We start from the raw sequence: 25,646 nt of genomic DNA on the forward strand, positions 1-25,646 counted from the left end.
CGGCGGCGCTTGGCGCGGGCCTGCGGGGCCCGGCGCGGCAGGACCGTCGGCGGACACCGGAGTATACCGGCGCCCTACCGGGCCGGCCGGACGGGTTCAGGCTTCCAGGCGACGCTCGTCGGCCGGGTCGAAGCAGTGCAGGCGCGCGGGGTCCAGCTGCAGGCCGATCGGCTCGCCCGGCGCGGGCAGCGCGCGCGGGGCCACGCGGGCCACCAGCGCCAGCTTGCCGGCCAGCAGGTGGACGAAGATCTCGTTGCCGACCGGCTCGATGTTCTCCACGGTGGCCGCGAAGCTGCCCGGGGCGCCGGCCTGGACCAGATGCAGGTCCTCCGGGCGCACGCCCACGATCAGCGCCCGGCCGGGCGTGGCCGGTGCCGGGGCGGCGCCGTTCCAGGGCACCACGGTGCCGTCGTCCAGCCGCAGGCCCTCGGCCTGCGCGGTGCCGCGCAGCACGTTCATCGCCGGGCTGCCCAGGAAACCGGCCACGAACAGGTTGGCCGGCCGGTCGTACAGCGCCATCGGCGTGTCGATCTGCTGGATCTGCCCATCCTTAAGCACCACGATGCGCTGGCCCAGGGTCATGGCCTCGACCTGGTCGTGGGTGACGTAGATCATGGTCGTGCCCAGCTGCCGGTGCAGGCGGGCGATCTCGCTGCGCACCGAGTTGCGCAGCTTGGCGTCCAGGTTGGACAGCGGCTCGTCCAGCAGGAACACCGCCGGCTCGCGCACCAGCGCACGGCCCAGCGCCACGCGCTGGCGCTGGCCGCCGGACATGGCCTTGGGCAGCTTGTCCAGCATCGAGGTCAGCCCCAGCGTTTCGGCCGCGGCCTGGATGCGCGCGGCGATGGTGGCCTTGTCGTGCTTGCGCAGCTTCAGGCCGAAGGCCAGGTTCTGCGCGACCGTCATGTGCGGATACAGCGCGTAGGACTGGAACACCATGGCGATGTCGCGATCCTTGGGCGCCACGTCGTTGACCACGCGCGGGCCGATCTTCAGCGTGCCGCCGCTGATCTCCTCCAGCCCGGCGATCATGCGCAGCAGGGTGGACTTGCCGCAGCCCGAGGGCCCCACCAGCACCATCAGCTCGCCGTCGGCGACCTCGAAACTGGCGCCGTGCACGGCCACCTGGCCGTTGTCGTACACCTTGCGGACCTGATCCAACTGCACACTCGCCATCGTGTCTCCTTCAGTTTCGTTGCTGCACCGCACACGGCATCGCGCTGGGCGCGCGCTGCGGCGAAGGCTACGCCCGACCCGGTGACGAGCGCAGGCGCGACGCGGTATTCTGCCATGTAAGCGTTTTCACCACGCCAATCCCACAATCGACTTGCCGAGGGGGCGATGTCGAAATCTCCCACGCATTCGTATGCGCCGCATGGCCGGACGGGGCCACGCGCTACCATCCGTCGCGCCTCGCGCCCCGGCCCGTCGACGCGGCCGGCGCCCGATCCTTCTTCCTCGTTCCAGGAATCCCGCATGAGCTCTTCCGACCCCGCGCAGTGCGTCCTGCTGGCCGACATCGGCGGCACCAACGTGCGCTTTGCGCTGGCCGACACCGGTGCCGACAACCCGCTGCTGGTGGACAGCACGCGCGAGTACGTCGTGGCCGACTTCCCCTCGCTGGCCGATGCGGCCAAGCACTACATGGACCAGACCGGGACCACGGCGCGCAACGGCGTGTTCGCCGCGGCCGGCCGGGTCGACGGCGACGAGGTCCGCGTTACCAACCACCCCTGGGTGATCCGCGTACCGCGGCTGAAGAAGATGCTCGGCTTCGAGGGCGTGAAGCTGATGAACGACTTCGCCGCCCAGGCCATGGCCTCCTCCCTGCTCGGCCCGGACGACGTGGCCCAGGTCGGCGGCACGCCGTGGAAGCCGGTGCCGCTGTCGCGCAACCTGACCTATGCGGTGATCGGCCCGGGCACGGGCCTGGGCGCCGGCGGCCTGCTGGTGCGCGACGGCAAGCGCTATGCGCTGGAGACCGAGGGCGGCCATGTCAGCTTCCCGCCGGGCAATCCGGAGGAGATCGAGATCCTGGAGCGGCTCTCGCGCCAGTTCGGCCGGGTGTCCAACGAGCGGCTGATCTGCGGCCCGGGCTTGGTCAACATCCATCGCGCGCTCAGCGAGATGGCCGGCGAGGACCCCGGTCCGATGCAGCCCTCGGACGTGACCGCGCGCGCGGCCGAAGGCGATGCGCGCTGCCTGCATGCGCTGGACGTGTTCTTCGCCGTGTTCGGCGCGATCGCCGGCGACCTGGTGCTGACCCTGGGCGCCTGGGACGGCGTGTTCCTGTGCGGCGGCCTGGTCCCGCGCCTGCTGCCGCAGCTGCAGCGCTCGGGCTTCCGCCAGCGCTTCGAGCACAAGGGCCGCTTCTCGCCGGCGATGGGCAAGATCCCGGTGCTGGCCAACCTGCACAAGCAACCAGGCCTGCTGGGCGCGGCGGCCATGGCCGTGGAGGTGTTCGGGCCCGCCTACAAGCACGCGCCGGAACCGCCGGTCGCCTGACTGGAATCGTATTGGTATCTTCGCCGCGCGCCCGGTCGAAACGCGATCGCGCTAGACTTGGGGCCTGCTGACGACCGCAGCGGAATTGCAGATCCCACTGGTATTGCCAGTGGTCTGCTTCAGCCCGGTTCGCGACGCGCCCTCTTTCCCGCCTGTCACAGCCGCCTGCCATGACCCTGCATCCGCGCATCGAAGCCGTTACCGACCGCATCCGCCGCCGCAGCGCGCAGCCGCGCCGGGCCTACCTGGAAGGCATCGACGCGGTGCTCAAGGACGGCCCGCAGCGCACCCGCCTGAGCTGCGGCAACCTGGCCCACGCCTTCGCCGCGTGCGGACCGACCGACAAGGGCCGGCTGCGCGCGGACGTGACGCCCAACCTAGGCATCGTCACCGCCTACAACGACATGCTCTCGGCGCATCAGCCCTTCGAGCACTACCCCGAGATGATCCGCCAGCTGGCGCGCGAGCTGGGCGCCACCGCGCAGGTCGCCGGTGGCGTGCCGGCGATGTGCGACGGCGTCACCCAGGGCCGGCCGGGCATGGAGCTGTCGCTGTTCTCGCGCGATGTCATCGCCCAGGCCACGGCGATCTCGCTGAGCCACGACATGTTCGACGCGGCGCTGTACCTGGGCGTGTGCGACAAGATCGTGCCGGGCCTGCTGATAGGCGCGCTGGCCTTCGGCCATCTGCCGGCGGTGTTCGTGCCCGCCGGGCCGATGACGCCGGGCATCCCCAACAAGGAAAAGGCCGCCGTGCGCGAGCGCTACGCCGCCGGCGAGGCCACCCGCGAGGAGCTGCTGGAGGCCGAATCGGCCAGCTACCACGGCGCCGGCACCTGCACCTTCTACGGCACGGCCAACTCCAACCAGACCCTGCTGGAGGCCATGGGCCTGCAGCTGCCGGGCACCAGCTTCGTCAACCCGGACCTGCCGCTGCGCGACGTGCTGACCCGCGCGGCGGCCGAGCGCGCGCTGCGCATCACCGCCCTGGGCGAGGACTACCGCCCGATCGGCCATCTGGTGGACGAGCGCGCGATCGTCAACGCGATCGCCGCGCTGATGGCCACCGGCGGCTCGACCAACCACACCATCCACTGGGTGGCGGTGGCGCGCGCGGCCGGCATCGTGCTGACTTGGGACGATATCGACGAGATCTCGCAGGTGGTGCCGCTGCTGGCCCACGTCTACCCCAACGGCGAGGCCGACGTGAACCGCTTCGCCGCCGCCGGCGGCACCCAGTTCGTGTTCCGCGAGCTGCTCGACGCCGGCCTGATGCACGACATCCCGACCATCGTGGCCGGCGGCATGCGCGCCTACTGCGATGAGCCGCGCCTGGCCGATGGCCAGCTGGCCTACAGCCCCGGCATCGCCACCAGCGCCGACGAGAAGGTGGTGCGCCCGGTGTCGGCGCCGTTCGAGGCCCAGGGCGGCCTGCGCCTGCTGCGCGGCAACCTGGGGCGCTCGCTGATCAAGACCTCGGCGGTCAAGCCCGAGTATCGCCGCATCCATGCCCCGGCCGTGGTCGTGGACGACCCGCGCAGCCTCAACAAGCTGCACGCCGCCGGCGCCCTGCCGCAGGACTTCGTGGCGGTGGTGCGCTACCAGGGCCCGCGCGCCAACGGCATGCCCGAGCTGCATTCGCTGGCGCCGCTGCTGGGCCTGCTGCAGAACCAGGGCCGGCGCGTGGCGCTGGTCACCGACGGCCGCCTGTCCGGCGCCTCGGGCAAGATCCCGGCCGCGATCCACATCACCCCTGAGGCCGCCGCCGGCGGCCCGCTGGCGCGCCTGCGCGAGGGCGACATGATCCTGCTCGACGCCGAGGCCGGCGTGCTGGAGGCGCAGGTCGACGCGGAGGAATGGCAGCTGCGCACGCTGGCGCCCGACACCGCCAGGCCCTCGCACGACCTGGGCCGCAACCTGTTCGCGCTCAACCGCGCCCAGGTGACGCCGGCCGACCAGGGCGCGGTGTCCATTTCCTGCGGCCCGCCCACGCCCGAGCACGGCTGGGAGGTCGACGCCGAGTACGAACTGGGCGACACCCCGCAGGCCGCCGCGGCCCCGCACGAGGCCAAGGACGCCTGACCGGCGCCCTGCCCCATCCCTTCCACGCACGCAAGGCACGACCATGATCATCTCCAAGCGCCAGCAACAGACCGAAGACCTGCTTCGCCGCGCCGGCATCCTGCCGGTGGTCGCGGTGGACACGCTGGACCAGGCCCGCGGCGTGGCCCATGCGCTGCTGGAAGGCGGCCTGCCGGTGATCGAGCTGACCCTGCGCACGCCGGTGGCGATGGAAGCGCTGGCCACGCTCAAGCGCGAGCTGCCGCAGTTCGCCATCGGCGCGGGCACGGTGCTGACCATCGACCAGATCGGTCAGTGCGTGGGCGCCGGCGCGGACTTCATCGTCACCCCCGGCACCCCGGCGCACATGGCCGAGGCACTGGCCGCCGCGCCCATCCCGGTGATCCCCGGCGCGGCCACGCCGACCGAACTGCTGACCCTGCTGCAGCTCGGCTTTCACGTGTGCAAGCTGTTCCCCGCCACTGCGGTGGGCGGGCTGGCGATGATCAAGGGCCTGCACGGACCGATCCCGCAGCTCAAGCTCTGCCCCACCGGCGGCATCACCGAGGCCACCGCCGCCGAATACCTGGCCCAGCCCAATGTGGTGTGCATCGGCGGTTCGTGGATGGTGCCCAAGCAGTGGATCACCGCGGGCGACTGGACTTCCGTGCGCGAGACCGCCGCGCGCGCCGCGCAGATCGTCAAACAGGCGCGCGGCGGCTGAGTGTCGCCTGCGCAGGCGCTGCTGGCGCCTGCGCTTGCGGTCGAAAGGCGCTGGATTCCCGCGTTCGCGGGAATGACGGGGATGCGAGTGCTTCGCCCCTCGCCGCTTGATGCCGGCAATACGAAGTTCTCAGGCGCGAACAAACACCCTCAAACCGTCGTTCCCGCGAAAGCGGGAACCCATGGACGTTGGCGCTTGCGCATGAAAGCCGCTGGAGTCCCGCCTTCGCGGGAATGACGAAGCAGCGGTGGCGTAAGCAGCACCCACGCGCCGCTCGACGCAACCTCGCTCGATAGCGACCACGACACCACATCCACATCCGGGCGAGGACAGTGAACCGCGTCCTGCGCCGATCGCTGCGCCGGACGCCTTTCCTCGCTTCGAGACTTCTCCATGACATCGCACATCGCACCGCGACGCTCGGCCGTCGCCGCCGCGCTCTACGGGCTGCTCAATCCGATCCCGTTCGGTTGCTTCGTCGCCGCGCTGATCTTCGACATCACCTACGCCAACACCGGGGTGATCCTGTGGATGAAGAGCGCGGCGTGGCTGATCGTGCTGGGCCTGGTCGCCGCCATCATCCCGCGCCTGGTCAACCTGGCGCAGGTGTGGATCACCGGGCGCCGCACCGCGCTGGGCGCGGACCGGCTGGCCTTCTGGCTCAACCTGCTGGCCATCGTCACGGCGATCTTCAACGCCTTCGTGCACAGCCGCGATGCCTATGCCGTGATTCCCGCCGGCGTGTGGCTGTCGGCCCTGACCGTGCTGCTGCTGGCCATCGGCAATGTGCTGATCGCCGTGCGCGACGCCCGCCTTGGAGGCTATGTCCATGATTGATTCCCTCACCCGCACCACCCTGGGCCTGGCCTGCGCGGTCCTGCTGGCCGCCTGCGGCGGCAAGGCCGAACTGCATCCGGCCCAGCAGTCCGGCGACGCACCGCCGCTGCCGGCCGCGCGCAACTTCCTGGTGCCACCGATGCAGGTGCCAGACGGCGTGGGCTGGAAGGACGGCCAGACGCCCAAGGTCGCCGACGGCCTGAAGATCGAGAAGATCGCCGACGGCCTGATGCATCCGCGCCAGCTCTACGTGCTGCCCAACCACGACGTGCTGGTGGTCGAGGCCAACGGCCCCGGCGCCGAGCCGGTGACCACGCCCAAGCAGCTGATCGCCAACAAGATCAAGGGCCAGTCCGGCAAGAGCGGCAAGGGCGGCAACCGCATCACCCTCCTACGCGCCGGCGCCGACGGCCGCTGGGAGAAGCACGTGTTCCTGGAACACCTGCACTCGCCCTTCGGCGTGCAGCTGATCGGCAGCGACCTGTACGTGGCCAATGCCGATGCGATCATGAAGTTCCCCTACGTCGCCGGCCAGACCCGCATCACCGCGCCTGGCGTGGAGTTCACCGACCTGCCGGGCACCATCAATCACCACTGGACCAAGGCGCTGCTGGCCAGCCCCGACGGCCGCAAGCTGTACGTCGGCGTGGGCTCCAACAGCAACATCGGCGAGAACGGGCTGGAGCAGGAATACCGCCGCGCGGTGGTGCTGGAAGTGGACGTGGCCTCGGCCGGCAGCCGCATCTACGCCTCGGGCATCCGCAACCCCACCGGGCTGCAGTGGGAGCCGACCACCGGCAAGCTGTGGGCCATCGCCAACGAGCGCGACGAGATCGGCGCCGACCTGGTGCCCGACTACCTGACCTCGGTGCAGGAAGGCGGCTTCTACGGCTGGCCCTACAGCTATTACGGCCAGCACGTGGACACGCGCGTCAAGCAGCAGCGCGAAGACCTGGTGGCCAAGGCGATCAAGCCGGACTACGCGCTGGGCTCGCATGTGGCGGCGCTGGGCCTGTGGTTCTCGCAGGACAACGCGCTGCCGGCCAAGTACCACGGCGGCGCCTTCGTGGCCGAGCACGGCAGCTGGGACCGCTCGCCGCTGAGCGGCTACGAGGTGGTGTACGTGCCGTTCCAGCAAGGCATGCCAGCGGGGCCGCCGCAGACGGTGGTCAGCGGCTTCCACTCAGACGACGAGAAGCAGCTGTTCGGCGCGCCGGTGGGCCTGGCGCAGGACGCCAGCGGCGCCCTGCTGATCGCCGACGACGTGGGCGATACGGTGTGGCGTGTGAGTTCGCGCTGAGCGTGGGCGGTAGTGGCGCTTCCGGTGGGAGCCGCCATGGCGGCGATGAGGCTCTACTAGCGATCGTCACCGGCCGCTCGCCTACCGCCGTTTCTTCGAACGCGGGAACCCGGTGTCTTCGCCTTCCGCGCGAAGGCCACTGGATTCCCGCGTTCGCGGGAATGACGTGTGGGGGTTTCCTGGTACAGCCCCATCGCCGCCATGGCGGCTCCCACCATGCAGACGCCGACGCCGCAACGCGGTGTGCGATGCGACCGGACCCGTCGCGCCGCGCGAGTTGGTAGGCTGCGCTCCCCCGCCGTCGCCGCAAGTCCCGGACATGCTTCAGACCCACGATCCCCGCGCCCTGCGCGACGCCTTCGGCGCCTTCATGACCGGTGTGACGGTGGTGACGGCGCTGGACGCGCAGGGGCGGCCGATCGGCTTCACCGCCAATTCCTTCGCCAGCGTCTCGCTGGACCCGCCGCTGCTGCTGGTCTGCCTGGCGCGCAGTTCGCGCAATCTGGCGGCCTTCACCCAGGGCCCGGGCTTCGCGGTCAACGTGCTGGCCGAACACCAGAAGGACATCTCCAACCGCTTCGCCCAGCCCGTGCAGGACCGCTTCGCCGGCCTGGACTGGCGTGCCGGCCCGCATGGCGCGCCGCTGATCGAAACGGTGGCGGCGTGGTTCGACTGCGCGTTGGAACGCGTCGTCGAGGCCGGCGACCACGTGATCCTGCTCGGCCGCGTGCAGGCCTTCGAGCACAGCGCCGCCAACGGGCTGGGCTACGTGCGCGGCAGCTACTTCACCCCGCGCCTGGCCGAGGAGGCCACGCGCACGGCCAGCGCGGCACCCGAGGCGCGCGCGGTGGCGATCGCCACGCGGGAGGACCAGGTGCTGCTGTTCGAGGACAGCGAGGGCCAGCTGCGCCTGCCCGCCTTCGACATTCCGCAGGGTGAGGACGCGACGCTGGCCAGCCGCCTGCGCGAGGCGACCGAGCTGCCGGTGGTGGTCGGCTTCGTCTATGCGGTGTGCGGCCACGGCCGCGAGCGCCGCATCGTCTACCGCTGCGAACTCGGCACCGGCGTCGCCACCCATGGCGTGTTCTTCGCGCCCGAGGCGATCCCGCTGGAGCGCATCGGCGATGAGGAGATGCGCGGCATCCTGCAGCAGTACGTCGGCGAGAGCGCGCTGTTGCCGCAGCTGCCGACACGCCAGGCCGACTAACCCGGCGCCCGCGGCATCGCGCCAGGCGCGCCTTACGCCGCGGCGGGTTCGATCGCGTCGCCGACCACCGGGCCTTCGGTGTTCGGCTTCCAGCCCAGGGCCGGCGCGACATACTTGGCGAAGGACTCCAGCACGTGCAGGTTGTAGTCCGGCCCCAGCTGGCTGGGGATGGTCAGCATCAGCGTGTCGGCCGCCATCACCGCGCTGTCGGCCTTGAGCTGGTCGATCAGCCTGTCCGGCGTATCCGCATAGGTCTTGCCGAAGGTCGAGCGGAACCCGTCGATGATGCCCACCGTATCGCTCGCCCCGTCGCCGCGCTGGCCGAAGTAGCGCGCGTCCAGCTCGTTGACGATGGGGAACACGCTGCGGCTGACCGACACGCGCGGCGCGCCGCTGTGCCCGGCCTCGCGATAGGCCTGGCGGAAGCGCGCGATCTGCTCGGCCTGCAGGGCGTGGAAGGGCTTGCCATCGTCCTCGGTGAGCAGCGTGGAGGACATCAGGTTTAGGCCCTGGCGCCCGACCCATTCGGCCGTCTCGCGCGTGCCCGAACCCCACCAGATGCGCTTGACCAGGTCGGGCGCGCGCGGCTCGATCGCCAGGCGCTGGCCGGGCCCGACCAGCTGCGGGTCGCCTGGCGCGATCGGTTCGCCCTTGATGGCGCGCAGGAACAGCGCGAACTTCTCGCGGGCCAGGTCGCCGCCGCGCGGATCGGCCGCGCCGGTGTAGCCGAAGGCCTCGTAGCCGCGCAGCGCCGGCTCGGGCGAGCCGCGGCTGATGCCCAGCGCGATGCGGCCCTGCGCGATGGCATCCAGCGCGGCGGCCTCCTCGGCCAGGTACAGCGGATTCTCGTAGCGCATGTCGATCACGCCGGTGCCCACCTCGATGCGCCGTGTGCGCGCGGCGATGGCCGCTAGCAGCGGCATCGGCGCGGCCTGCTGGCGCGCGAAGTGATGCACGCGGAAGTAGGCGCCGTTTACGCCCAGGGCATCGGCGCCGACGCCGATCTCCACAGCCTGGCGGATCATCTCGGCCGAGGTGCGGGCCACCGAACCCGGGCTATGCCCGTAGTGACCGAAGCTCAGGAATCCGAATGCGCGCATGGCACGACCTCCACTGGTCCATCTAGCACTGAATGGTCCCGCATCCCGGCGTGCCTGCCCGTGAACGTGCCTCGCTTTTCTGCCGGCGGGTGTGAGCCGTCACGGCAGCTCCCTCTTGTAGAGCGGAGCTTGCTCCGCTGCTCTTCGTTCGGTTCGTGGGAAAGGCCTCAGCGGAGCAAGCTCCGCTGCTCTTCGTTCGGTTCGTGGGAAAGGCCCCAGCGGAGCAAGCTCCGCTCTACAGATGGCGACTCACGACCTCGCTCACGGCGCCGCGATCCGCACCGTCGCCGGCAGTCTGGTGACGCGCAGCGCACCGTCCTGCCACTGCGCCGGTTTGCCGTCGATGGTCGCCTGGCCCGGCGTGCCGGCGTACGGCCAGGGCAGGACCAGGCCGCCCTTGGGCAGCTTCAGGCCGGCCGGCACGTCCAGCTGCAACTGGCCATCGGCGCGCCTGAGCGTGTAGCTCAACGGGCCCTCGGGCGTGCGCAGGCCGGCGATGGCGATGCCCTGCCCGTCCAGCCACGCCGGCGGAATGCCCGCGGCCAGCACCAGGCTGTCGTCCAGCTCGCGCGTGTAGGCGAACATGTCCAGCGCGGTGCGCACGAAGTCCGACGCCACCCAGGCATGCGGCAGGTCGCCGAGGAAGAACGGCACGCGCGGCGTGTGCGAGACCACCTCGGCCCACTGGTTCCAGGGCTGAGGGGTGCGATGGGCGAAGAAGAAGTCCACCGCGCGGTTGGCGCGCGTGCGCCAGCCCAGCCGCACGAAGGCGGCCACGTTGCGCCATTCGTAGGGCGTGTAGTCCTTCCACGCACGCTGCCCGTCGGCCCGCTGCTCGAATTCGGTCCAGTAGCGCTGGAAGGTGTTGTCCAGCAGCGGCTGCGGCAGCTGGCCCTGCTCGCCGCCCGGCGCCAGGGCGATGGTGGTCGAGGTGGAATCGAAATCGCCCAGCTCGGCCGAGCCGGGCAGGAAATCGATGCCGCGCTCGCGCGCCGCCGCCTGCAGCGAGGCCATCAGATCGGCGCGGAACTCATCGCGCGAGGCGGCCATGCGCCTGGCGTCCTCGGTCTTGCCCAGGACCTGGGCCAGTTCGACCGCGTCCTTGTAGCCGCGCAGCGCCCAGAAGTTGTCCCAGTACGAATGCACCGGCTTGGCCGAATAGCCCTCGTGGCTGATCGACACCGGCATCATCCCGTAGAAGGCCGGATCCCTGGCGCGGTTCTGCTCGGTGCGCTCGGACAAGCGCAGCTGTTCCATGTAGCGATAGGCGCCCTCCACGTGCGGCCACATGCGCTGCACGAAGGCCGTGTCGCCGGTATAGCGCCAGTAGTCGGCGATGGCGAAGATCAGCTCGCCATGGCTGTCGTTCTCCGGCACCGGGTCGCTGCCGCGGCGGTCCACGCAGCACGGCACCATGCCGTCCTTGAACTGGAACGGCGCATACCAGGCGATGTAGTCGCGCACCACCTGCGGGCGGCCCATGCGCAGCAGGCCTTCGGAGATCATCGCCCCATCGCGGATCCAGCTGCGGTTGTACGAGCGCGTGCCCGGCTGCAGGCGCGGCCCCACGCGCGAGATCAGCATGTGCGCGGTGGCGGTGCGCAGCGTATCGACCAGCGGCTGGCCGGCGGCCGGCACGGTGAAGCGCACGCGGTCCAGCTTGTCGCGCCACAGCGCCGCCACCGCATCCTGACGCGCCTGCGCGCCGCAGTCGGCGGCGGTTACGCTGCTCGAGCAGCGCGGCTTGCCGGTCATCGGAACGCGCAGGTCGAACTGGCGCGACTGGCCAGGTTCCAGCGTCAGCTCGTACACGTAGGCGCCGGAGGCCAGGCCGGTCTCGTCGACCACCTCGGCTTGCGCCGGCACCGCGTCATCCAGCAGATGCGAGACCGCCATGCCGCCGTCGAAGCTTGTGGCGAAGGCGGCGTCGGGCGCCTGCGAGGCGTACACCCGCGGCGCCCCGTTGACGCGCGCGGTGCGGCCGTCGAAGGCGATCGACTCGATCCGGCTCACCCCGCCCTGCACGCTCAGGAACTGCGTCGGCGGGTTGACCTGGAACGGCCTCAGCGCCAGCGCCAAGCGATACGCATGCGCGCGGCTGTCCGGATTGCGCAGCGTATAGCGCACGACCAGCTGCGAATCGGCCGGCATGCCGTCGGCGAAGGCCGTGGTGGTCAGCGCCAGCGCGGGATGGCGCCACTCCACGCTGGGGATCGGCAGATAGCCGTCCTGCAGGCTTTGCTGGGCCTTGACGTCGGCCCAGCTGACCAGCCGCCCGTCGGTCACCACGAACGGCTCGACGCTGAAGCCGCCGCGCGCGACCTCCACCGCGCCGTCCTCGCCGATCAGGCCCTGCTCGGTGCCGCCATCCAGGCCGATGATCGTCCAGTACGGCTGCTGGCCGCTGAAGCCGCGCGGATACCAGCCCTTGGACGAGGCCGCCGCGATGGTCTTGATCACCTCGTTGGGCGTGGCCGAGAACGCCAGCGGCAGCACCTGCAGTTCGGCCAGGCCGAAGGAGTTGTGCGGCCCTTCGGCGGGCAGCACGCGCACGTAGCGCGCTTCGGTTTCCGGCAGCGCGATCCAGTCGGTGCCTCCGTCGCCATCGACCACTGCGCGCGCGTCGCGCCACTGCACGCCGTCGTCGGACAGCTGCACCAGGTAGTCGCTGGCCTGCTCGCCCGGCTTCCATACCAGCTTGAGCCCGCCGAACTCGCGCACGCTGTGCAGGTCCAGGGTCAGCTGCGGCGGCGTGGCCGCATCGAAGTCCGCATACCAGGCTGTGTCCGGATTGCCGTCCACCGCCAGCGCAGCGCTGCTGCCGCCGTTGGCGGTGGAGGCGCTGGCCGAGCCGGTGAGCGGGCTGGTGTCCTGCGGCGGCAGCGCGGTGAAGGTGAGCGCATCGAAGCACACCGAGCCCTTGCCGCCGGCATTGTTGTAGATCGTGTACTCCAGCTTGGCGCTATGGCGCAGCGTCTTGTCCGGGTCCGGCCCCCAGGCCTTGTCGATCTGGCGCTTGCGATAGGTCACCGGCGTCCATTCGCCAGGGAAGTCATAGGCCGGCCGATTGACCCACCACACGTTGTCGCCCGAGGCATCGGTGAGCTTGAACTGCAGATCGTTGGCCGGCGAGGCCCCGCGCAGCTGGAAGTCGAAGCGGTAGTTGTCCGGATAGTCCAGCACCACCTGGCGCTGCAGCCCTGCATAGCCGGACACGCCGTGGTAGTCGTAGTCCAGGCACAGCGCCTTGCCGCCATCGGCACCCGCCACCGTGCGCAGGCTCGCGGTGACCTGGTTGGAGGTCACCACCTTCCAGGTGGAAGGATCGTCGAACGCATCGAGCACGCGCGTCTGCGCTTGCGCAGACGCAGGCAAGCCAAGCGCGATCAAGAAAGCGACAAGCGGGCGGCAACGGGACATATCAGTAGCCATCGAGAAGTTCATAGAAGGTTGCCAAATAACCTGCGGCTTGGGCTGTCGCTCTAGCTCTAGCTGTCGCTCTAGCTGTCGCTCTAGCTGTTGCTCTAGCTGCTCTAGCTGTTGCTCTGCCTTGCAACTTACCCCTTAAGGCGCGGCGTAGGGCCGAGGACAAGACCCGCAAGGGCGTCGCACATGGATGTGCGACGTTTTCCGAGGGGACAGGATGTCCCTTCGGAAAATCCCTCGGCCCGCAGCGGACCTGCGCGAAGCGCAGGCGCGCCGCCGGGGGCGTGCTTTCTTTTGCCTACTTTTCTTTGCACGAGCAAAGAAAAGTAGGTCGGGCGGCGCAGCCGCACGAAAGCCTTTGCTTGCACTGGATAAGCCCTTGAGCGCGAATCTCTGGTCCGCGGGCGACCAGGTTCAGCCCTTAACACTCCCCAGCAGCAGCCCCTGAATGTAGTACCGCTGCAACAGCAGGAACAGCAGCAGCACCGGCACCACCGTCACCACCGCACCGGCCATCATCAGCTCCACGTCCATCACGTGCTCGCGCGAGAGCGAGGCCAGCGCCACCGGCAGCGTGTAGTGATCCTGGTCGGTCAGCACGATCAACGGCCACATGAAGTCGTTCCAGGCCGCCATGAAGGTGAAGATCGACAGCGTCACCAGCACCGGCTTGAGCATCGGCAGCACGATCTGAAAGAAGATCCGCAGCTCGCCGGCACCATCCATGCGCGCGGCCTCGAGCAGCTCGTCGGGAATGCTGCGCGCGTACTGGCGTACCAGGAAGATGCCGAATACGGTAGCCAGCGCCGGCACGATCACACCGCCGGAGCTGTTGACCAGATGCAGCTGCTTCATCAGCAGGAACAGCGGCAGCATCGCCACCTGCGCCGGGATCACCAGCGCGGCCAGCAGCACCTGGAACACCCGCTCGCGCCCGGCGAAGCGCAGCTTGGCGAAGGCATAACCTGCCAGCGTGTTGAACAGCAGCGAGCCAAGCGTGATGGCCAGCGACACGATCAGGCTGTTGACGAAGTTGTCGGCCATGCCGGTGCGTTCGAACAGCTGATGGTAGTTGGCCAGCGTCGCGGCGCTGGGCAGCATCGGCGGCGGGAAGCGGCTGGCCTCGCCGGCCGGCATGAACGACACCGACACCATCCACGCCAGCGGCGCCAGGCTGACGATGGCCAGCGCCAGCAGGCCGCCGTTGACCAGGATCGCGTTCCAGCGCGAGCCGCCGACTTCGCGGCTCATGCCGGGCCTCCCGCGCACCGGGCGCGCATGTGCGAGCCCCTCATACCAACCCCTTCCTGCGGCCCAGGCGCAGCATCACGGTGGTCACCGCCAGGATGATCAGGAACAGCAGGAAGGCCACCGCCGAGGCGCGGCCCAGGTTCCACCATTTGAAGCCTTCCTCGAACATGAAGTACAGCACGCTCACCGTGCTCTGCAGCGGATCGCCGCGGGTCATCACATAGGGCTCGGCGAACAGCTGGAAGTAGCCGGAGATGGTGATCACCCCGACCACCAGCAGCACCGGGCCGAGCATCGGCAGGGTGATGTGCCAGAACTGCTTCCAGCGGTTGGCGCCGTCGATGCGCGCGGCCTCGTAGAGGTCGTGCGGGATCGCCTGCAGCCCGGCCAGGAAGATCACCATGTTGTAGCCGAAGTTCTTCCACACCGCGAACAGCATGATCATCGGCATGGCCCAGTGCGGGTCGCCCAGCCAGTCCGGTGCCGGCACGCCCAGGTGCACCAGCACGTAGTTGACCAGCCCGTACTGGGTGTTGAACAGATAGCGCCAGATCACTGCCACCGCCACCAGCGTGGTCACCACCGGCGCGAACAGCGCGGTGCGGAACAGCGCGCGGAAGCGCGCGGCCGGCGCGTTGAGCAGCAGCGCGGCGCCCAGCGAGGCGGCGATGGACAGCGGCACGCCCACCAGCACGAAGTAACTGGTGTTCCACAGCGCCTTCCAGAACATCGGCGTGCGCAGCAGGTCGATGTAGTTGTCCAGCCCGATGAAGCGCAGGTTGTGCGGATCGGCCAGCGCGTAGAGATCGAAGTCGGTGACGCTCAGCGCCAGCGCGGCCAGCACCGGCAGGCCGAAGAACACGCCCAGCACGATCAGCGCCGGCGCGGTGAACACCCATCCGGCGAGCGAACGGTTCATCGGGCGGTCTCCGTCTGTTTGGCGTCGCTGCCGGGATGGTCGCGCTCATAGATCCAGCGGCGCTTGGCCAGGATCTTGTCCACGCGCTGGTCCAGGTCGGCCACCGCCGCGTCCTGGCTTTCGCCGCCGCGCACCACCCGCTCGGTCACCAGCCGCATCTCCTGCACGATGCGCTCCCATTCCAGCACCTTGGGCGTGGGCTTGACCCGCTCGAGCTGGTCGGCGAAGGCGCGCGCCAGCGGATCGCCTTCCAGCTGCGGCGTATGCCAGGTGGAGCGGCGCGGCGGCAGGTCGCCGATCAGCGCGTGGAAGCGTTGCTGGATGTCCGGACGCGAGAGGAACTCGATCAGCTTCCACGCCGCCTCCTTGTGGCGCGAACTCTGGAAGATCACCAGGCTCGAACCGCCGGCGATGCCCGCGCCCGGGCCGTGCGGCCCCGGCAGCGCCATCGTGCCCCACTGGTCCTTCAGCGCCTCGGGCGCACGGATGCGGAACTCGCGGATGTTCCAGGGCCCGGACAGGTAGAAGGCATAGGTGCCGCGGAAGAACTCGTCCCAGACGTTGGAGACCTGGGTCTCGGACATCTTCGGCGCCCAGCCCTGGGCGAAGGTGTTGGCGTAGAAGGCCAGCGCCGCGCGGAAGCCGGGGCTCTCGAAGTTGCCGCGGTTGTCGTGGTCGCGCAGCAGCGGATCGTTCTGCTGCAGGGCCAGCGAGAGCTGCTGCTCGAACTCGTTGAGCGGCATCAGGATGGCATAGCGGTCCGGCCCGACGTACGCCTTGATCTGCGCCATCGCCTTGTCCCACTGCGCCCAGGTGGTGATCGGCAGCTTCACCCCCGCCTCGCGCAGGATGTCCTTGCGATAGAACAGCAGGCGCGTGTCCACATACCACGGGATGCCCACCAGCTGCCCGTCGATGATGTTGGTCTGCCAGATGCCGGGGAAGTAGTCGTCCTGCTTGACCACCGTCGAGCGCCGCACGTAGGGCTCCAGCGGCGTGAGCGCCTTGAGCGTGGCGAACTCGGCGATCCAGGTGTTGCCCAGCTGACACACGTCCGGCAGCGTGTCGGCGGCGAAGGCGGTCAGCAGCTTCTCGTGCGCGGCGGTGCTGGGGATCTGCTGCAGATCCACGCGGATGTCGGGATGGGCGGCCTCGAACTCGGGCAGCAGCGTGCCGAGCACCTCGCCCTCGCGGCCGATCGCCCAGAAGCGCACCGTCGTGCGCTGCTGCGCATCGCGCGGCGCGCAGGCCGCCAGCACGGCCGCGATGCCCGCCAGCAGCACCAGCGCCAGCGCGCCGCGCACCGGGGAAAAGCGGAATGGACTCATGCGCGGCTCAACCCGGCTGCTGCGGGCGCTGCTGCTGTTGCTGCTGCGGCTCGGACTGCGAATTGGGCACGCGCGATTCGGCCGTGCCCAGCGCGCGCGCGGTGGCCGCGTCCATCTGGCCCGGCGCCTGCGCGGTCTTGGCCGCCTCGGCCTGCGCGCGCTTGTCCTTGTCGTCCTTGCCTTTGTCCTCGCCGGCCAGCCAGCCGCCGGTGAAGCCCGCCCGCTCCAGTCCCTTGCGGATGTGCGGGTTCTTCTTCATCACGTTCCAGACGAAGTCGTCGCGATAGTTGGCGATCATCGTCAGGATGGGGCCCTGGTCGATGCCGATGTAGTCGCTGCCGACCCAGCCGTTGTCCGGCACCACGCGACCGGTCTTGATCGGGATGTCGTAGGTGAAGCTGCGATTGAACGCGTCCAGGAAGCCGTAGCTGGAATAGATGTAGTCGCCGAAGCGCTTGTGCATCTCCTCGGTGGCCGGGATCACGATCTCCGGCGCGAACGGCAGCGAGGCGATGGCCGCGGTCGGGGCGATGGTGCCGTCGTCGAAGTTGTCGCGCAGGCCGGCGCCGCGCGAGGAATAGTGGCGGAACTCGCGCATCTCGCCGCGGTACTCCTGCTGGGTCTGCTGGGGACCGTCAGAGGCGGTCAGGCCCCACACGTTCTCGCCGTAGTCCTTCCACTTCATCGGGTTGGAGATCGCGTACTGGCGATGGGCATAGGCGGCGCGGCGGCTGTTCTCGAAGTAGTCCATGCCGTGCTCGCGCATGTAGTCGTCCTGGATGCCGCGGAAGTCGACCCAGATATGCGTGTACTGATGGGTGAACAGCGGGCCGTAGGACAGATACTCCTGGCCCTGATAGACGCCCCAGATCTCGTTGTAGGTGCGCGTCCACACCTGCCAGGCGTCGGGCTCCACCGCATGGGTGGGCGAGCCCAGCGCCAGGATGTAGACCATCATCCCCTCGCTGTAGCCGGTCCAGTCGTGGTTGATGAAGCCGCTCTCGGGGAACCAGCCCATCGAGATCAGCGGCGAGCGCGGCTGGATCCAGGTCCAGTCCACGCGCCGGTAGATCTGCTCGGCCAGGTCGCGGATCTGCTTCTCGCGCGGGTCATCGCCGTCGTAATAGGACTGGGCGAACAGCACGCCCATCAGCAGCAGCGAGGTGTCCACTGTGGACAGCTCCACCCAGCTGGAGAAGCGCTGGCCGGTCTGCATGTCCAGGAAGTGGTAGTAGAAGCCCTTGTAGCCGGCCGTGCCGGTGGGCTGCTTGCCCTGCTTGAGCTCGTAGAGGAACTTCAGCGTGGTCAGCGTGCGGTCCACCGCCTGGCTGCGGCTGACCCAGCCGTTCTCGATGCCGATCGGATAGGCGGTCAGCGCGAACCCGACCGAGGCCACCGAGGCGAACGGCCGCGACGGATAGCGGTCCGGCGTCATGCCGTTGCTTTCGTTGGTGGTGTCCCAGAAGAACTGGAAGGTCCGGCGCTCGATGTCGCGGAACAGCGCGGGCAATTCGGGTTTCTTGTCTTCCACGGGAAGCTCGACGGGCGGACGCCCGGTCACCTTGACCGGCTTGACGGGCGTGGGTTCGGGTTGCTGCTGGCAGGCCGCCAGCAGCACGGCCAAGGCCGATGCCGTCAGCGGCAGCAGCGAGGTGAGGCGTCGACGCGTCTTCAAGGCTCAAGATCCATGTAAACGTTTACACCTGCAAACGAAGTCCGGCGCAAAACGAAAGCGGTGCGGGGGTGGTGCAAGGTTAACAGCCGTGGCCTGCCGAGTCAGAGCGCCGCGGCCGCCGGGGCCGAGTCGCGCACCACCAGTTCAGGCACCAGCGGCGCGGGATCGGGCAGCGCCAGCGGCGCCTTGGCCTGGATGTCCTGCAGCAGCCGCCGCAGCGCGTTGGCGCCCAGCTCGGCGATGCTGATGCGCATGGTGGTCAGCGGCGGGTGGACGAAGCGTGCCACCGGCACATCGTCGAACCCGGCCAGGGCGATGTCCTGCGGCACGCGCACCCCGGCCTGGTTGAAGGCGAACAGGCAGCCCAGGGCCATGGTGTCGTTGGCGGCGAAGACCGCATCGGGCCGGCTCCCGGCCGCCAGCAGCGCGGTGCCGGCCTCCATGCCCGAGGCCTCGTCGAACCGCCCCGGCAGCACCTGCTCGGCCACCCCGGGCAGCAGCTCGGCCAGCGCGTCGCGATAGCCGCGCAGCCGCTCGGCCGCGTCGAAGTTGCAGGCCGGCCCGGCGATGAAGGCGATGCGCCTGCGGCCGATGGCCACCAGGTGGCGCATCATCGCCACCGCGCCGCCGTGGTTGTCGATGTTCAGGACCGGGTAGTCGCCGTGCGGCAGGTGCGTGTTGATCAGCACCACCGGCAGACCATCGGGCAGGTTGTCGGTGAGAAAGCCCGGCTGGTCGGCATAGGGCGAGAGCACCAGCAGCCCATCCACGCGCCCGCGCATCGCGCGCAGCGCCGCGCCCTGGGCGTCCTGGGCGCCGTGGTAGCTGGACACCAGCAGATGGCGGCGGTGCTCGCGCGCCACGCCGTCGATGCCGCGGATCAGCTCCGAGAAGAACTCGCCGTACAGGTCCGGCAGGACCACGCCGATGGTCTGGGTGCTGCGGCTGCTCAGGCTGCGCGCGGCGGCATGCGGCTGGTAGCGCAGGCGCCGGGCGGTCTCCAGGACCAGCTTGCGGACCTCCTCGGCGACGTTGTCGTGGCCGTTGAGCGCCCGCGAGACGGTCGCCACCGAGACCTGCGCCTCGCGCGCCACATCCCGGATGGTGATGGTTCCGTTGCGCGACATCCGCCCTCCGCGGTCTGGCTGACTGGTTCTGGCGCGGAATGTAAGCGCTTCCACTCCGCGCGGTCCATCCTACCTTGGGCCGATGCTAGGGCGGCGCCGGATCAAAAGCCCGCGAAATCGGTGCCGTCGCACGCCTGGGCAACCCGCGCCCGCTCAGGCGCTGGCGGCCTCGCCCGGGGTCTGGGCGACGATGCTCATGGCATGGATGTCGGTCTGCATCATCGGGCCCAGCGCGGCATACACCAGCCGGTGCCGGGCCAGCGGCAGCTTGCCGGCGAAGGCCTCGCTGACCACGCGCACCTTGAAGTGCCCACGGCCGTCGCGCGCGCCGGCGTGGCCGGCGTGGCGGTGGCTCTCGTCCTCCAGCTCCAGCACCGTCGGCGCAAGGCCGGCGTCCAGCGCCTGGCGGATGCGCTCGATCCGCGTTGCCTCGCTCACGGCAGCACCTTCAGGAACGGACGCACGTCCACCCGCGCATAGACGCCGGCCAGCGCGTAGGGGTCGGCATCGGCCCAGGCGCGGGCGTCCTCCAGCGAGTCGAACTGCGCGATCACGATGCTGCCGCTGAAGCCGGCCGGCCCGGGATCGGGCGAATCGATCGCCGGGCACGGCCCGCACACCAGCAGCCGGCCGGCATCGAGCAGCGCCTGCAGCCGCGCCAGGTGCGCCGGGCGCGCCGGCTGGCGCAGCGGCAGGGAATCGGGGACATCATGGCCTTCGATGGCGTACCACATGGCATTAAGACCGCTGGACTTCGGATGGGCCTGCGATTGTACGGATGCGCCCGCGCTGGACAGGCGGCCGGCCAAACCGTACTCTGCGAACCTGATTGGCACGGCACGACCCGCAGCGGCCATCGCCCAGGCCCGCCCGGACCTGCCCGCGACCCACACGCTGCCAAGCGCGTCCTTGAGGCCAGACCACCTGATCCTTCGTTGCCCGCCGCCCTCCCCACAGGCGAGCGCCGCATTGGCTGACGTGCGCACCGCGACCGCCCACGCAAGGCTTGACCACCTGCAGTACCCCGGCGCCGCCCCTTGCGGGAAGCGCATGCCCCCTGGCAATCGCAGGGCCGGCCCCGGCGTTCCCCCACGCCAACCGGTCCGGACCGCAGTGTTGACGCGACCCGCTTTCGACCCTCGATGACATCGCAATCCGCGCCCGACGCGACCGCTTCCACCGACAAGCCGCAAAGCCCGCAGCAGCACGAGATGCCGCTGGCGATGGTGCATGGCCAGCCGGTGCTGCAGATCCCGCAGGATCTGTACATCCCGCCGGACGCGCTGGAGGTCATCCTCGATGCCTTCGAGGGCCCGCTGGACCTGCTGCTGTACCTGATCCGCCGGCAGAACCTGGACATCCTGGACATCCCGGTGCTGGAGATCACCCGCCAGTACGTGGATTACATCAACGTCATGCAGGAGCTGCGCTTCGAGCTGGCGGCCGAATACCTGGTGATGGCCGCGATCCTGGCCGAGATCAAGTCGCGCATGCTGCTGCCGCGGCCCCAGGCCGAGGACGGCGAGGAAGGCGACCCGCGCGCCGACCTGGTGCGCCGCCTGCAGGAGTACGAGCGCTTCAAGCAGGCCGCCGAGGACATCGACGCCCTGCCCCGCCAGGACCGCGACACAGCCGTGGCCCACGCCCATGTGCCGGACCGCACCGCCATCAAGGTGCCGCCGGAGGTGGACCTGAAGGAGATGCTGCTGGCGCTGCACGATGTGCTCAAGCGCGCCGAGCTGTTCTCCGGCCATGCGATCAAGCGCGAGGCGCTGAGCGTGCGCCAGCGCATGGGCGAGGTGCTCTCGCGGCTGGAGGACGGCAAGTTCCACCGCTTCGAGACCATGTTCACCGTGGCCGAGGGCCGGCTCGGCGTGCTGGTGACCTTCCTGGCGATGCTGGAGCTGGCCAAGGAGCAGCTGCTGGACATCGTCCAGGAGGCCCCGCTGGCGCCGATCTACATCAAGTCCCTGGCGCTGAACAACACCAACGAGCCGCTGCAGTTCTCCAGCGAGTTCGACGACACCGACGCGGCCAACGACGCATGAGCGCGCCGGCCACCACGACCCGCACGCGCTGACGGCGCGGCCAAGACCCTCGCATGCACGACGACGACGCTTTCGATACGGACACCGCGACCGCCCCGGTCGCCCAGGCGGACCAGGGCCTGATCAACCGCATCGTGGAGGCCGCGCTGCTGGCCTCGGCCCAGCCGATGAGCCTGGCGCAGCTGGCCGAGCTGTTCCCGGAGGACCGCCCGGCGCCGGAAGGCAGCCTGGACCTGGCGCTGGAACAGCTCGCCCAGGCCTGCGCCGAGCGCGGCGTGGAGCTGGTCGAAGTGGCCAGCGGCTGGCGCTACCAGGTCAAGCCGGACGTGCACGCCTGGGTCAGCCGCATGTGGACCGAGCGCAAGACCCGCTACACCCGCGCCACCCTGGAGACCCTGGCGCTGATCGCCTACCGCCAGCCGATCACCCGCGGCGAGATCGAGCAGGTGCGCGGCGTGGCGGTCAGCAGCAACATCATCCAAGCGCTGGAAGAGCGCGAGTGGATCCGCGTGGTCGGCCACCGCGACGTGCCCGGCAGGCCGGCGCTGTTCGGCACCACCAAGGGCTTCCTGGACTACTTCGGGCTCAAGCGCCTGGACGAACTGCCGCCGCTGTCCGAGCTGAAGGACATCGCCGAGCTCGACCCGCAGCTGCCGCTGCCCGGCGCCCCGCTGCCGGCCCGCGCCGCCGCCGAGGGCCAGCCCGACGCGGATGCGGATACGGATGCGGAGCCCGTGCCGGCCGATGACGCCGCCAGCGCCGACGAAGACGGCGAACAGCCGGCCTCCCCCGATTCCCCGCCGGCGCAGGACGCGCCGGACGCCGACGGCGACCTGCCGCCGCCGGCCACGCAGGACGCCCCCGACCTCGACGCGCCCATCGCGGACGCGGCCGAACCCACCGACGCGCCGCAGACCGACGCGCCGGCTTCCACCACCCACCAAGAAGACGACGCCGATGCGGTCTCGTCGGAGCACAAACATGAGTGACACCCCCCGCAGCAAGCTCTCGCTGAAGCGCGACGCCGCCGCAGCCCCCGAAGTCCGCCTGGAGGAGCGCCTGCACAAGGTGCTGGCCCAGGCCGGCCTGGGCTCGCGCCGCGCGCTGGAGCAGCGCATCGCCGATGGCCTGGTCAAGGTCAACGGCCAGACCGCGCAGATCGGCATGTCCATCGGCAGCGGCGACCGCGTCGAGCTGGACGGCCGCAGCTTCGTGGCCAGCGCGCTGACCGAGCCCACCCGCGTGCTGATCTATAACAAGCCCGAGGGCGAGGTGACCACGCGCGAGGATCCCGAAGGCCGGCCGACCGTGTTCGAGGCCCTGCCCGCGCTCAAGGGCGCGCGCTGGATCGCCATCGGCCGCCTGGACATCAACACCACCGGCCTGCTGCTGCTGACCACCGACGGCGAGCTGGCCAACGCGATGATGCACCCCTCCTTCGAGGTCAGCCGCGAGTACGTGGTGCGCGTGCGCGCCCCGGAAGGCCAGGACACCGTGCCGGACAACCTGGTCGATCGCCTGCGCCGCGGCGTGGCGCTGGAGGACGGCCCGGCCAAGTTCGACGAGATCGAACGCATCGGCGGCACCGACTCGCACGACTGGTACCGCGTGACCCTGAGCGAGGGCCGCAACCGCGAGGTGCGCCGCCTGTGGGAATCGCAGGGCTGCCAGGTCAGCCGCCTCAAGCGCATCCGCTACGGCGCCATCGAACTGCCGCAGCCGCTGCTGCGCGGCCAGTCGCAGGAGCTGCCCGACGCCCAGGTCCAGGCGCTGCGCAAGCAGCTGGGCCTGGAGGACGGCGCCCCGGCCGCGCTGACGCTGCAGCCGGTGATCGGCCAGCGCAAGGCGGCCAAGGCCACGCTGCAGATCAATGCGCGCGGTGCCGGCAACGCCTACGTCAACGGCCACAGCACCGCCGACGAAGGTCGCGAGCTGCGCCGCTTCGACAACGTGCGCGAGGATCGCGGCCGTGGCCGCGGCAAGGGCGGCGGCTTCAAGGGCGGCCTGACCGTCAGCGGCGAAGCGGCGGCCAAGCAGTCGCAGAAGCCGTTCAAGCAGCGCAAGGAAAAAGGTCCCAAGCCGCTGCCGGAAGGCAACCCGGCCGCGTTCCGCAGCTGGTACGTGCCCGACGGCGTGGACACCGGCCCGAGCGGCCACCGCAACGCCGGCCCGAAGAAGCCCTTCGGCGGCAAGCCGGCCGGCGGCCAGCGCCGCGGTCCGGGTGGTGGCGGCGGCAACAGCCCCTATGGCGGCGGCTTCGGCGACGAGCGCGGTCCGCGCGGCCAGGGCGCCGGCCAGGGCCAGCAGCGCAAGGCCAAGCCGTACGGGCATCCGGGCAATGCGCCCAGCTTCCCGTCCGACCACGCCACGCCCGGCAGCTATAGCCCGTACGGCCAGCGCCAGGGCCAGGCCCGCCCCGGCGGTCGTCCGGCCGGCGGCAACCGCCCCGGCGGCAACGGCCCGCGTCCGGGTGGCAACCGCGGCCCGGGCGGCAATCGTTCCGGCGGCGCGCCGCGCGGTCGCGGTCCGCGGGGCGGCGGCCAGGGCTGATCCGGCCGGCGGACGCGCGGGCTCGCGCGTCCGCGCCTGGCGCCCCGTCGGCCAACGCGCGCGGATATGAGAACCAATCTCATCTTCGCGGCTATACTGGAACGCGTTCCTCTCCCCTGCCCAACACGATCCGCCCATGTCTTCCGCTTATGGCGCCGAAACGGTGCTTGAGGTCCGTCACTGGACCGACGACTATTTCAGCTTCACCACCACGCGCAGCGAGGCCTTCCGTTTCGAGAACGGCCAGTTCGTGATGATCGGCCTGGAGGGCGAAACCCGCCCGCTCCTGCGCGCCTACTCCATCGCCAGCGCCAACTGGGAAGAGCAGCTGGAGTTCTTCAGCATCAAGGTGCCCAACGGCCCGCTGACCTCGCGCCTGCAGCACATCCGGCCTGGCGACAGCGTCCTGATCGGGCGCAAGCCCACCGGCACCCTGCTGATCTCCGACCTGCACCCGGGCCGGCACCTGTACCTGCTGGGCACCGGCACCGGCATGGCGCCGTGGCTGAGCATCGTCAAGGACCCGGAGACCTATGAGCGCTTCGACAAGGTGATCCTCACCCACGGTGTGCGCTACGAGCAGGATCTGGCCTACCGCGACTACTTCGAGCGCGAGCTGCCGCAGCACGAGTTGCTGGGCGAGCTGCTGCGCGAGCGGCTGCTGTACTACCCGGCGGTGACGCGCGAGCCGTTCCGCAACCAGGGCCGGCTGACCGAGCTGCTGGGCAGCGGGCAGATGGCCCAGACGCTGGGCCTGCCGCCGATCGACCCGGCGCGGGATCGCTTCATGATCTGCGGCAGCCCGCAGATGCTGGCCGACCTGCGCACGCTGCTGGACAGCCGCGGCTTCGAGGCCTCCCCGCGCATCGGCAGCCCCGGCCACTACGTGTTCGAGCGCGCCTTCGTCGAGAAGTAGTCGGCAAGCCTCGCCGTGAACGCCGCCTTTGTGGCCCTCTGGCCGATGGCGGCTCCCTGTAGAGCGGAGCTTGCTCCGCTGGGGCTTCCCCCACGAACCGAACGAAGAGCAGCGGAGCAAGCTCCGCTCTACAAGTAGGCCGCGGCTTGATCTGAGAGACGGTTAGCAGGCAGGAGTCGCTGCGCGCGCTCAGCCCAGCGCATCCTCGATGTCCCGCGCCAACGACGCGGGCGCGTTGCGCGATCCATAGCGGCGCAGGACCTGGCCGTTGCGGCCGACCAGGAACTTGGTGAAGTTCCACTTGATGCGCTCGGTGCCGAATACCCCCGGCCGGTCGTGCTTGAGCCGCTGCCATAGCGGATGCGCGTTCGGCCCGTTGACATCGACCTTGGCGAACATCGGGAAGGTCACCGCGTAGTTGAGGCTGCAGAAGGCGCGGATCTGCGCCTCGTCGCCCGGCTCCTGGTGACCGAACTGGTCGCAGGGAAAGCCCAGCACCACCAGCCCGCGATCGCGATACTGCTGCCACAGCAGCTCAAGGCCGCCGTACTGCGGCGTGAACCCGCACTGGGAGGCGACATTGACGATCAGCAGGACCGAGCCGGCCCAGTCGGCCAGCGGCTGCTCGTGGCCATTGATGTCCAGCGCCGCGAATTCGAAAACACCCCGCATG

The 25,646-nt window shown here is 70.0% G+C and carries 21 protein-coding genes; 10 read left to right on the forward strand and 11 right to left on the reverse strand.

The annotated features are described in order from the left end of the window. Positions 1–96 precede the first annotated feature (96 nt). On the reverse strand, positions 97–1,176 hold the full coding sequence (gene ugpC, locus QE438_RS06805) for a sn-glycerol-3-phosphate ABC transporter ATP-binding protein UgpC (RefSeq protein WP_306991568.1): 1,080 nt from the start codon (positions 1,174–1,176) through the stop codon (positions 97–99). Positions 1,177–1,476: 300 nt separating this feature from the next. On the opposite strand from ugpC, the gene glk reads away from it, so the two are divergent. The 6 genes from glk to QE438_RS06835 all read left to right on the forward strand — a co-directional run bounded on the left by glk (position 1,477) and on the right by QE438_RS06835 (position 8,633). After that, positions 1,477–2,505: a glucokinase gene (gene glk / locus QE438_RS06810; RefSeq protein WP_130517843.1), complete on the forward strand. Its 1,029-nt coding sequence runs from the start codon at positions 1,477–1,479 to the stop codon at positions 2,503–2,505. Positions 2,506–2,675: 170 nt separating this feature from the next. Next, complete coding sequence (edd, locus tag QE438_RS06815; protein ID WP_306991567.1) at positions 2,676–4,586, forward strand: phosphogluconate dehydratase; 1,911 nt, start codon at positions 2,676–2,678, stop codon at positions 4,584–4,586. Positions 4,587–4,629: 43 nt separating this feature from the next. After that, positions 4,630–5,289, forward strand: coding sequence for a bifunctional 4-hydroxy-2-oxoglutarate aldolase/2-dehydro-3-deoxy-phosphogluconate aldolase (gene eda / locus QE438_RS06820; protein ID WP_131659709.1), 660 nt, complete (start codon positions 4,630–4,632; stop codon positions 5,287–5,289). 393 nt (positions 5,290–5,682) lie between these two features. Next, complete coding sequence (locus tag QE438_RS06825; protein ID WP_306991565.1) at positions 5,683–6,126, forward strand: DUF2231 domain-containing protein; 444 nt, start codon at positions 5,683–5,685, stop codon at positions 6,124–6,126. Continuing rightward, positions 6,119–7,426, forward strand: a complete 1,308-nt coding sequence (locus tag QE438_RS06830; protein WP_306991563.1) for a sorbosone dehydrogenase family protein — start codon at positions 6,119–6,121, stop codon at positions 7,424–7,426. Before QE438_RS06825 ends, QE438_RS06830 begins: the two co-directional genes overlap by 8 nt. 319 nt (positions 7,427–7,745) lie before the next feature. Continuing rightward, entirely contained in the window at positions 7,746–8,633 is an 888-nt protein-coding gene (locus tag QE438_RS06835; RefSeq protein WP_306991561.1) for a flavin reductase family protein, read from the forward strand. Between the two features lie 32 nt (positions 8,634–8,665). On the opposite strand, the gene QE438_RS06840 is transcribed toward QE438_RS06835, so the two are convergent. The 9 genes from QE438_RS06840 to QE438_RS06880 form a co-directional block, all read right to left on the reverse strand. Next, positions 8,666–9,733, reverse strand: coding sequence for an LLM class flavin-dependent oxidoreductase (locus QE438_RS06840; protein WP_306991559.1), 1,068 nt, complete (start codon positions 9,731–9,733; stop codon positions 8,666–8,668). A 261-nt stretch (positions 9,734–9,994) separates the two neighbouring features. After that, positions 9,995–13,153, reverse strand: coding sequence for a discoidin domain-containing protein (locus QE438_RS06845; RefSeq protein ID WP_307183986.1), 3,159 nt, complete (start codon positions 13,151–13,153; stop codon positions 9,995–9,997). Between the two features lie 420 nt (positions 13,154–13,573). Next, positions 13,574–14,410, reverse strand: coding sequence for a carbohydrate ABC transporter permease (locus tag QE438_RS06850; RefSeq protein WP_306991556.1), 837 nt, complete (start codon positions 14,408–14,410; stop codon positions 13,574–13,576). 40 nt (positions 14,411–14,450) lie between these two features. After that, entirely contained in the window at positions 14,451–15,329 is an 879-nt protein-coding gene (locus tag QE438_RS06855) for a sugar ABC transporter permease (protein WP_306991555.1), read from the reverse strand. Beyond that, on the reverse strand, positions 15,326–16,657 hold the full coding sequence (locus tag QE438_RS06860) for a sugar ABC transporter substrate-binding protein (protein WP_306991554.1): 1,332 nt from the start codon (positions 16,655–16,657) through the stop codon (positions 15,326–15,328). Before QE438_RS06860 ends, QE438_RS06855 begins: the two co-directional genes overlap by 4 nt. A gap of 7 nt (positions 16,658–16,664) precedes the next feature. Beyond that, a complete protein-coding gene (locus QE438_RS06865) occupies positions 16,665–18,332 on the reverse strand; it encodes a glucoamylase family protein (RefSeq protein WP_130517823.1) in 1,668 nt (555 codons plus the stop codon). 101 nt (positions 18,333–18,433) lie between these two features. After that, positions 18,434–19,459, reverse strand: a complete 1,026-nt coding sequence (locus QE438_RS06870; protein ID WP_306991552.1) for a LacI family DNA-binding transcriptional regulator — start codon at positions 19,457–19,459, stop codon at positions 18,434–18,436. Between the two features lie 153 nt (positions 19,460–19,612). Then, the gene (locus QE438_RS06875; protein ID WP_130517819.1) at positions 19,613–19,897 is read right to left on the reverse strand and encodes a BolA family protein; all 285 of its coding nucleotides are present in this window, start codon (positions 19,895–19,897) and stop codon (positions 19,613–19,615) included. Next, positions 19,894–20,193, reverse strand: coding sequence for a YciI family protein (locus tag QE438_RS06880; protein WP_130517817.1), 300 nt, complete (start codon positions 20,191–20,193; stop codon positions 19,894–19,896). The genes QE438_RS06875 and QE438_RS06880 overlap by 4 nt, the downstream gene beginning before the upstream one ends. A gap of 408 nt (positions 20,194–20,601) precedes the next feature. On the opposite strand from QE438_RS06880, the gene QE438_RS06885 reads away from it, so the two are divergent. From QE438_RS06885 to QE438_RS06900, 4 genes are all read left to right on the forward strand, one after another. Next, positions 20,602–21,507, forward strand: a complete 906-nt coding sequence (locus tag QE438_RS06885; protein WP_130517815.1) for a ScpA family protein — start codon at positions 20,602–20,604, stop codon at positions 21,505–21,507. Positions 21,508–21,560: 53 nt separating this feature from the next. After that, complete coding sequence (scpB, locus tag QE438_RS06890) at positions 21,561–22,496, forward strand: SMC-Scp complex subunit ScpB (RefSeq protein WP_306991549.1); 936 nt, start codon at positions 21,561–21,563, stop codon at positions 22,494–22,496. Next, complete coding sequence (locus QE438_RS06895) at positions 22,489–24,057, forward strand: pseudouridine synthase (RefSeq protein ID WP_130532156.1); 1,569 nt, start codon at positions 22,489–22,491, stop codon at positions 24,055–24,057. The genes scpB and QE438_RS06895 overlap by 8 nt, the downstream gene beginning before the upstream one ends. 136 nt (positions 24,058–24,193) lie before the next feature. Continuing rightward, a complete protein-coding gene (locus QE438_RS06900) occupies positions 24,194–24,973 on the forward strand; it encodes a ferredoxin--NADP reductase (RefSeq protein WP_130517810.1) in 780 nt (259 codons plus the stop codon). Positions 24,974–25,162: 189 nt separating this feature from the next. On the opposite strand, the gene QE438_RS06905 is transcribed toward QE438_RS06900, so the two are convergent. Further along, positions 25,163–25,645 (reverse strand): glutathione peroxidase, encoded by a 483-nt coding sequence (locus tag QE438_RS06905; RefSeq protein ID WP_306991541.1) that lies wholly within the window; start codon positions 25,643–25,645, stop codon positions 25,163–25,165. Between the last annotated feature and the right edge of the window lies 1 nt (position 25,646).

This window comes from Pseudoxanthomonas sp. SORGH_AS_0997 (assembly GCF_031453535.1).
GTDB classification, from domain to species: domain Bacteria; phylum Pseudomonadota; class Gammaproteobacteria; order Xanthomonadales; family Xanthomonadaceae; genus Pseudoxanthomonas_A; species Pseudoxanthomonas_A winnipegensis.